Here is an 8,351-nt window from a genome sequence, read left to right as displayed (position 1 = left end):
GATTCAACCCCCCCCGCTTTTGGGCGTTTCCCCACCCCTCCTCTGATGTGGCCCGCTCTTGGTGCGGCTCGTGATGGGACCCCACCGCCTACGCAACCCGTCAAAGCAACGCGCAGCCGCTCTAAGCAACAGGCGTGCCATCTACCCACCGGCAGCGCTGGCCCCCTGATCAGATTGCCGGGGGTCTGGGGGCAGAGCCCCCAAGGGAAGCACGCAACGCAAGGTGGCCGCCCGCAACCGGGGAACGCTACGGACCAGGCGCAACCCCAGAACTCCCCCGAACCACCAACTCGGGCAACACGTCCTCGACATCGGTGGGCAAGGCCCCACCGATCACCGCGACCAACGCCCGAGCAGCCCGAGCCCCGAACGCGAACGTGTCCCGGGCCAAAGCGGTCAACCGCCCGTGCTGACACAAAACCGAGTCGTCCCAAGCAACAAGGGACAACTCCCGAGGCACAGCCACCCCGAGCGAAGCAGCAACCTCAGCCCCGGCCACAGCCATCACGTCGTTGTCGTAAACGATCGCCGTAGGCGGCTCGGCCAACGCGAGCAACTCCCGCGTCGCCGCAGCTCCGGCCTCAGCCGTGTAGTCCCCGGCCACGACCACACCGTCCACAACAGACGATGCGAATGCGGCATCCCTCCGAACGGTGTGCAACAACGAGGACAACCCGGCAACCCGGGCGATCCGCCGATGCCCCAGCCCCTTCAGGTACTCCACGACGGAGGTCATGGCCGCATAGTCATCAGCCCACACCGAGGCCAACTCCCCATGATGCCCAGCCCCGCCAACGACAACAGCCGGCAACCCGAGCGAGGACATCAGCTCGACCCGAGGATCCGAGACGAGCAGATCCACGAGGAACACCCCGTCGACCCGATGCTCGGCCCACCACCGCTGGTACAACGCGATCTCCTCCTCCCAGGAGGAGACCACCTGCAACAACAGCGCACACGAGATCTCGGACTGCATCCCGGCGATCAACTGGAAGAAGAACGCCTCGTCGCCAAGTGCACGAGGCGGCCGCACCAGAACCAGCCCCACCGCGTCGGCGGAAGCGGACGACAACGCCCGAGCGGTCACCGAAGGCCGGTACCCCAGGGACGACGCCACCGCCAGCACCCGCGCACGGGTCGACTCGGACACCCCGGAACGGCCGTTCAAGGCCAGCGACACGGCTCCCTTGGACACCCCGGCCGCCGCCGCGATGTCCTTGATCGTCGGCCTCTTCACGACACCCCGCTCTGTCCGAAAGGAGACAACAAGACGTTCGGAGGCTAGCCGGAGATAAACCGGTTTAGCTAGGGTCCGCGACCAAGGAGGTGGGTGTCAATGAAGAGGCGCACGTTCCTCGCGGGCCTGGCGGCGGTGCCCGTGGCGGGATGCGGACTGTCCGGCACGACGAACACCAACACGGCCACGAACGGCCAGGTCACGGGCGAGATCACGTTCCAGACCTGGTCCCTCAAGCCCAAGTACACCGACTACGTCAACGGTGTCATCGACGCTTTCCAGAAGCAGCACCAGGGCACCTCGGTGAAGTGGGTCGACCAGCCCGCGGACGGGTACCTGGCCAAGGTCATGGCGGACGCGAGCGCGGGCAGCCTGCCCGACGTGATCAACGTGCCACCGGACCTGAGCTTCCCGCTCGCCAAGGCGGGCCAGCTCGTCGACCTCGACGAGAGTCTCAAGGACGCCAAGCCGGAGTACCTCGACAACGCCTGGCAGGCGTTCGAGATCCCCGGCAAGGGCGGCTGCTACGGCTTCCCCTGGTACCTCAACACCGGCCCGATCTTCTACAACAAAGCCCTGTTCACGCAGGCCGGCCTGGACCCGGACAAGCCCCCGACCAACTTCAAAGAGCTCGAGGCCACGGCTCTCAAGCTCGCCGAGAAGAAGGTCGCGATCCTCGGCCAGACCCCGAGCATCGCCGACTTCGGCCTGTACGGGGTGAAGCTCTTCGACACCGACAGGTTCACGTTCAACGAGGCCAAGGGCGTCGAGTTCGTCGAGAGCTACAAGCGCATGTACGACGCGGGCGCGCTCATCCCCGAGGCGCTCACGCAGAACTACACCGGCGCCGGCGCGAAGTTCATGGCGCAGCAGACGGCGATGAACCCCGGCAGCGCGTACGACCTCGGCAAGTTCAAGACCGACGCGCCGAGCCTCTACGCGAACATCGGCATCTCCACGCCCATCACGAACACGGGCAGCGCGAACATGTTCCTGCACGGCATGAGCGTGCCGAAGAGCAGCAAGAACCAGGCGACGGCGCTGGCGTTCGGCCGGTTCGCCACCAACGCCGAGAACCAGGTGCGGTTCGCCAAGCTCGCCTCGATCTTCCCGAGCACCAGCAAGGGCGGCGACGACCCGTACTTCACCACGGAGGACGGCACCGACGAGGCACGCGTCAGGGTGGCCGCGGCCAAGCAGCTCAAGACCGCGGTGAACTACACGCCCGTGCAGTTCAGCGACCAGATGCGCGAGGCACTGCTGCAGCAGCTGGCCGACGCCATGCTCGGCAAGAAGTCGCCGAAGCAGGCCCTGGACGACGCCGTCAACGAGTGCAACCGGCTCCTGAAGTAGGCGAACATGACCCATCGCCCGTACACGCCGTGGCTTTTCCTGGCCCCAGGACTGGCCATCTGCTCGCTGTTCGTCATCTTCCCGTTCCTGAACATGATCGTGCTCGCGTTCACCGACGCGAGCGCGCTGGGTGGCGGCCAGTTCACCGGCTTGGACAACTTCGTGCGGATGCTCCAGGACCCCAAGTTCTGGGCGGCCGCGCGCAACAGCGGTCTCTACATGGTGGGCGTGGTCCCGCCGCTGGTGCTGTTGCCGCTGCTGATCGCGATGCTCGCGCAGAAGATCGTGCCGGGCATCGGGATCTTCCGGACGGCGTTCTTCACGCCGGTGATCGCGTCCACGGTCGTGGTCGGGCTCATCTGGACGTGGCTGCTCGACAGCCGCGGCCTGGTGAACAGCGTGGTGGAGGCGTTGGGCGGCAGCAGGATCGGGTTCCTGACCGACTCGACGCTCCTGCTGATCAGCTCGATGGTGGTGACGATCTGGCGCGGCCTGGGCTACTACATGGTGATCTACCTGGCCGCGCTCGCCAACGTGCCGAAGGACCTGCACGAGGCCGCGATGGTCGACGGCGCGGGACCGGTCAGGAGGTTCTGGTCGGTCACCGTGCCCAGCCTGCGGCCCACGATGGTGCTAGTCGCGGCGCTGAGCGCGGTCAACGGGTTCCGCGTGTTCTCAGAGATCTACCTGCTCTCGGGCGGTACCGGCGGTCCGGGCGGGGCGAGCACCACCCTGGTGATGCTCATCCAGTCCGTCGGCCGCGGCCTCACCGGCGAGGTCGGGTACGCGTCGGCGCTGAGCGTGGTCCTCTTCGTCGTCCTGCTGGGGCTGCTGCTGGTGACCCTCAAGCTCAACCGCAGGGAGGACCAGCTGTGAAGCGCGCCCACGCCTACCTGGCGTTGCGGTACCTCGGGCTGCTGAGCATCCTCGCGATCAGCATCGGCCCGTTCCTGTGGCAGTTCGCCACGAGCATCAAGGGACCGAACGAGGACGTCTTCGTCCCCGACTTCTTCCCGGACGACCCGACGTTCGCCAACTACGCGGCCGTGGCCGACGTGGTGCCCGTCTGGAACTTCGCGCTCAACTCGCTGGCGGTCGCGAGCGTCAACGTCGTCACGAACTGCCTGGGCGCGGCCATGGCGGGCTACGCCCTGGCACGGCTCAGGTTCCGCGGCCGCAGGTTCGCCGCGGTGATCTTCGCGAGCAGCATCCTGGTGCCGTTCGAGGCGATCATGATCTCGCTGTTCCTGGTGATGCGCGGGTTCGGCCTCACCAACACGCTCACCGGCGTCGTGCTGCCCGGCGCGATCGCCGCGCTCAACGTCCTGTTGCTGCGCAACGCTTTCCTCGCACTCCCCGCCGAGGTCGAGGAAGCCGCGATCATCGACGGCGCCAACGCGTGGCAGCGCTTCACCCGCCTCGCGCTGCCGTCGGTGAAGGGCACGCTGGTCGTGGTGGCGCTGTTCTCGTTCATGTTCAGCTGGGACGACTTCCTGTGGCCGCTCATCGTGCTGAGCGACCAGGAGAAGTACACGCTCACCATCGGCCTGGCGTACCTCCAGGGCACGTTCGTGCAGAACCAGAGGCTGGTGGCGGCGGGCACGATCATCGCCGTCGTCCCGCTGATCCTGCTGTTCCTGTTGCTGCAGAAGCACTTCTTCCGCGGAGTGGGAGAAGGCGCGATCAAGGGCTGACACCCCGAGGAGCTCAACCTTGCGTTTCGGCGTGAACTACACCCCGTCCCAGGGCTGGTTTCACCACTGGCTCGACTTCTCCCTCGACGCCGTCTTGGCGGACTTCGAGTCCATCAAGGGGCTCGGCCTCGACCACGTGCGGGTGTTCCCGCTGTGGCCGGTGTTCCAGCCCAACCGGAGCCTGGTCCGCCCGAAGGCCGTCGAACAGCTCGCCCAGATGCTCGACGCCGCTCACGAGACCGGGCTCGACGTCCAGGTCGACGTCCTGCAGGGCCACCTGTCGAGCTTCGACTTCTACCCGTCGTGGGTGCAGACCTGGCACCGCCGCAACATCTTCACCGACCCCGACGTCATCAGCGGGCAGCGGTTCTACGTCCGCGCGCTCGCTGAAGCCCTCAGGGACAAGCCGAACTTCCTCGGCTTCACCCTGGGCAACGAGGTCAACCTGCTCACCGAGTCGAACCCGTGCGCGCCCGAGCAGGCCGGCGAGTGGATCGACACGCTGCTCGACGAGTGCGACAAGGCCGCACCGGGCCTCCCGCACGTCCACTCCGAGTACGACGCCGTCTGGTACGAGAGCGAGCACGCGTTCCTGCCGGAGCACGCCGCCAACAAGGGCGCGATGACGACCGTGCACTCGTGGGTCTTCAACGGCACCGCACAGCGCTACGGGCCGATGTCCACCGAGAGCGTCCATCACGCCGAGTACCTGGTCGAGCTGGCCAAGGCGCACGCGAAGAATCCGGACCGGCCCGTGTGGCTGCAGGAGGTCGGCGCCGCTCAGCCCGAGATCAGCGCGGAGCAGGCGCCGCAGTTCGCCGAGCAAACGCTTGCGAACGTGCTGACCTGCTCGAACCTGTGGGGCGTCACGTGGTGGTGCTCGCACGACGTCGACCGTGCGTTGGTGGACTTCCCCGAACGCGAGTACGAGTTGGGGTTGTTGACGACGGAACGCGAGGTCAAGCCGCTCGGCGAGTCGATCGCCCGGATCGTGCGCGAGGCAGCGCACGATCCGGTCGAACGCACGCCGATCACGCTGCACGGCGACCGGCCCTCGTGGGGTCCGGGCGGTGCTTTCTTCGAAGAGTGGATGGGCCTCGCGCGGGACGGCGTGCGGGCCTCGATTGCGCGGGGCTGAACCAAAAGGGGATTGAATACTGTGCACGACGAACGCGCGCTGCTGGAAGAACGACTCAACCGCACGCTGAAGGAACGCATCCGCCCGGCCGTCTACGGCGAGACCACACCGCTGGAGCTCGCCGTCTGGACCGTGCCCGACGAGCCGGTCCCGGTCGAGGAAGCCCTCAACGCCACCTACGCACCGGCACAGGTCGGCGACGACTGGGGCGCGCCGTGGAGCACGAGCTGGTTCCGGCTGACCGGCAGCGTCCCGGAGGCGTGGCAGGGCAGGCAGGTCGAGGTCGTGCTGGACCTCGGCTTCACCCACCCCGGCCCCGGCTTCCAGTCCGAGGGCCTCGCCTACACCGCGGACGGCCTGCCCATCAAGGGCATCGAGCCGCGCAACACCTACCTGCCCGTCGACGGCCGCGAGGTCCTCTTCTACCTGGAGGCCGCGGGCAACCCGACGATCCTCGACTTCCACCCGTTCCTGCCGACCCCGCTGGGCGACAAGGAGACGGCGGGCACCGAGCCGCTGTACAAGATCCTCAAGGCCGAGCTCGCGGTCTTCCAGCCGCAGGTCTGGCACCTGATGCTCGACATCGAGGTGCTCCAGTCGCTCATGAGGGAGCTCCCCGACCACGACCCGCGCCGGCACAAGGTCCTGCACGCGCTGGACCGGGCGATGGACGCGCTGGACCTCAACGAGGTCGCCGCGACCGCCGACCTCGCCCGCGAGGAGCTGGCGGGCGTGCTGTCGTTGCCCGCCAACGCCTCCGCGCACAAGGTGTCCGCGATCGGCCACGCACACATCGACTCCGCCTGGCTGTGGCCGTTGCGCGAGACGGTCCGCAAGTGCGCGCGCACGTTCTCGAACGTCACCAAACTGATGGACGAGTACCCGGACTTCTACTTCGCCTGCTCGCAGGCCCAGCAGTACGCGTGGATGAAGGAGCACCACCCGCACGTCTGGGACCGCGTCCGCGAGAAGGTCCGCGACGGTCAGTTCGTGCCGGTCGGCGGCATGTGGGTCGAGTCGGACACGAACATGCCCGGCGGCGAGGCGATGGCCCGCCAGCTCGTGCACGGCAAGCGCTTCTTCCTGGACAACTTCGGCGTCGAGACCGAGGAGGTCTGGCTGCCGGACTCGTTCGGCTACAGCGCCGCGCTCCCCCAGCTGATCAAGCTGTCGGGCTCGCGCTGGTTCCTCACCCAGAAGCTGTCGTGGAACCAGATCAACAAGTTCCCGCACCACACGTTCTGGTGGGAGGGCATCGACGGCACGCGGATCTTCACGCACTTCCCGCCCGTCGACACCTACAACTCGTCGCTGAGCGGCGAGGAGCTGGCACGGGCGTCACGCCAGTTCGCCGAGCACGCCAAGGCGTCGCGGTCGCTGGTGCCGTTCGGCTACGGCGACGGCGGTGGCGGCCCGACCCGCGAGATGATGGAGACCGCGCACCGCGTCGCGAACCTCGAAGGCTCACCGACCGTCCGCGTCGAACCCCCGCGCGAGTTCTTCCAGGCCGCACAGGACGAGTACCCGGACGCACCGGTGTGGGCGGGTGAGCTGTACCTGGAGAAGCACCGCGCCACCTACACCACCCAGGCCAGGACCAAGCAGGGCAACCGCCGCAGCGAACACCTGCTGCGCGAGGCCGAGCACTGGGCCACGGCGGCGGCGCTGCAAGGCGCCGACTACCCGTACGAGGACCTGGACCGGCTGTGGAAGACCGTGCTGCTGCACCAGTTCCACGACATCCTGCCCGGCAGCTCGATCGCCTGGGTGCACCGCGAGGCCGAGGCCACCTACGCGCGCGTGGCGTCCGAGCTGAAGGCCCTCACCAGCCAGGCAATCGACGCGGTGAAGGGCGACGGCGACGCCGAGCTGACGTTCGACGTGCTTGGCGGCGACGCCCCGAAGCCGTTCGTGGCACCGGTGGACGGCGTGCTGGACAACGGCAGGCTGCGCGTCACGATCGACGCCGACGGCATCGTGGCGTCGATCCTCGACCTGGAGGAGGACCGCGAAGTCCTTCCCCCGCACGGGTTCGCCGGCATGCCGCAGCTGCACCGCGACAACCCGAACCAGTGGGACGCCTGGGACATCGACCCGTTCTACCGCAACTGGAAGGCGGACCTGACCCCGTCCGAACGCGTCGACTCCTCCGACGGTGTGGTGGTCAGGGCGAAGTTCGGCAACTCGGTGCTCACCCAGACCATCAGGCTGCGCGAGGGCGCGAAGCAGGTCGACTTCGACACCGAGGTCGACTGGCAGGAACGGGAGAAGCTGCTCAAGATCGCGTTCCCGCTCGACCTGCGCGCCGAGGTCTCCACCGCCGAGACCCAGTTCGGCCACCTGCACCGCCCGATCCACACCAACACCTCGTGGGAGGCGGCGAAGTTCGAGATCTGCGCCCACCGCTACCTGCACGTCGGCGAACCCGGCTACGGAGTCGCGGTGGTCAACGACTCGACCTACGGCCACGAGGTCACCCGCACCACCCGTGACGACGGCGGAACCACCACGACCGTGCGCCTGTCCCTGCTGCGCGCACCGAGGTTCCCCGACCCCGAGACCGACCAGGGCGAGCACCGCTTCCGCTACGCCCTCGTGATCGGGGACCTGCCGGCCGCCATCGACGCCGGTTACCGCATCAACTTGCCGCCGCGGGCCGTCCGGGGCTCGGCCGCACCAGAACCGTTGGTGTGCACGAACAACCCCGCGGTCAGGGTCGAGGCCGTGAAGCTGGCCGACGACCGGTCGGGCGACGTCGTCGTCCGGCTCTACGAGGCGCACGGCGGACGTGCCCGCGCCTCGATCAGCACCTCCTTCGCCCACAAGGCGATCCAGGAGACCGACCTGCTCGAACGGCCCCTGGCCGACGCGTCGGCAGAGGTGGTGCTGCGCCCGTTCCAAGTGATCACCCTGCGAATCACGAGGTAGC

General features: G+C 67.8%; 6 protein-coding genes. 5 read left to right on the top strand and 1 reads right to left on the bottom strand.

The features are described 5' to 3' along the window. Nucleotides 1-247 precede the first annotated feature (247 nt). Nucleotides 248-1,237, bottom strand: coding sequence for a LacI family DNA-binding transcriptional regulator (locus tag ACWF7A_RS21295; protein ID WP_452252181.1), 990 nt, complete (start codon nucleotides 1,235-1,237; stop codon nucleotides 248-250). Between the two features lie 99 nt (nucleotides 1,238-1,336). Between ACWF7A_RS21295 and ACWF7A_RS21290 the strand changes: the two genes are divergently transcribed. From ACWF7A_RS21290 to ACWF7A_RS21270, 5 genes are read left to right on the top strand one after another with little or no spacing between them, the layout of a single operon-like run. Then, a complete protein-coding gene (locus ACWF7A_RS21290) occupies nucleotides 1,337-2,590 on the top strand; it encodes an ABC transporter substrate-binding protein (RefSeq protein WP_452252180.1) in 1,254 nt (417 codons plus the stop codon). A gap of 6 nt (nucleotides 2,591-2,596) precedes the next feature. Beyond that, nucleotides 2,597-3,466 carry a carbohydrate ABC transporter permease gene (locus ACWF7A_RS21285; RefSeq protein WP_452252179.1) on the top strand — a complete coding sequence of 290 codons (870 nt, stop codon included), beginning with the start codon at nucleotides 2,597-2,599 and terminating at the stop codon, nucleotides 3,464-3,466. After that, nucleotides 3,463-4,284, top strand: a complete 822-nt coding sequence (locus ACWF7A_RS21280) for a carbohydrate ABC transporter permease (RefSeq protein WP_452252178.1) — start codon at nucleotides 3,463-3,465, stop codon at nucleotides 4,282-4,284. Before ACWF7A_RS21285 ends, ACWF7A_RS21280 begins: the two co-directional genes overlap by 4 nt. 19 nt (nucleotides 4,285-4,303) lie before the next feature. Next, nucleotides 4,304-5,422 (top strand): glycoside hydrolase 5 family protein, encoded by a 1,119-nt coding sequence (locus ACWF7A_RS21275; RefSeq protein WP_452252177.1) that lies wholly within the window; start codon nucleotides 4,304-4,306, stop codon nucleotides 5,420-5,422. A 21-nt stretch (nucleotides 5,423-5,443) separates the two neighbouring features. Then, entirely contained in the window at nucleotides 5,444-8,350 is a 2,907-nt protein-coding gene (locus ACWF7A_RS21270; protein WP_452252176.1) for an alpha-mannosidase, read from the top strand. The last annotated feature ends 1 nt before the right edge of the window (nucleotide 8,351 follow it).

The organism is Lentzea sp. NPDC055074 (assembly GCF_053608005.1).
The sequence above is the reverse complement of the archived record's forward strand: the minus strand, read 5'-3'. Positions and strand labels throughout refer to the sequence as shown.

Bases quoted from the DNA above. Each gene is read 5' to 3' on its own strand.
- ACWF7A_RS21290 (WP_452252180.1), top strand. From the start codon at position 1,337: ATGAAGAGGCGCACGTTCCTCGCGGGCCTGGCGGCGGTGCCCGTGGCG.
- ACWF7A_RS21285 (WP_452252179.1), top strand. From the start codon at position 2,597: ATGACCCATCGCCCGTACACGCCGTGGCTTTTCCTGGCCCCAGGACTG.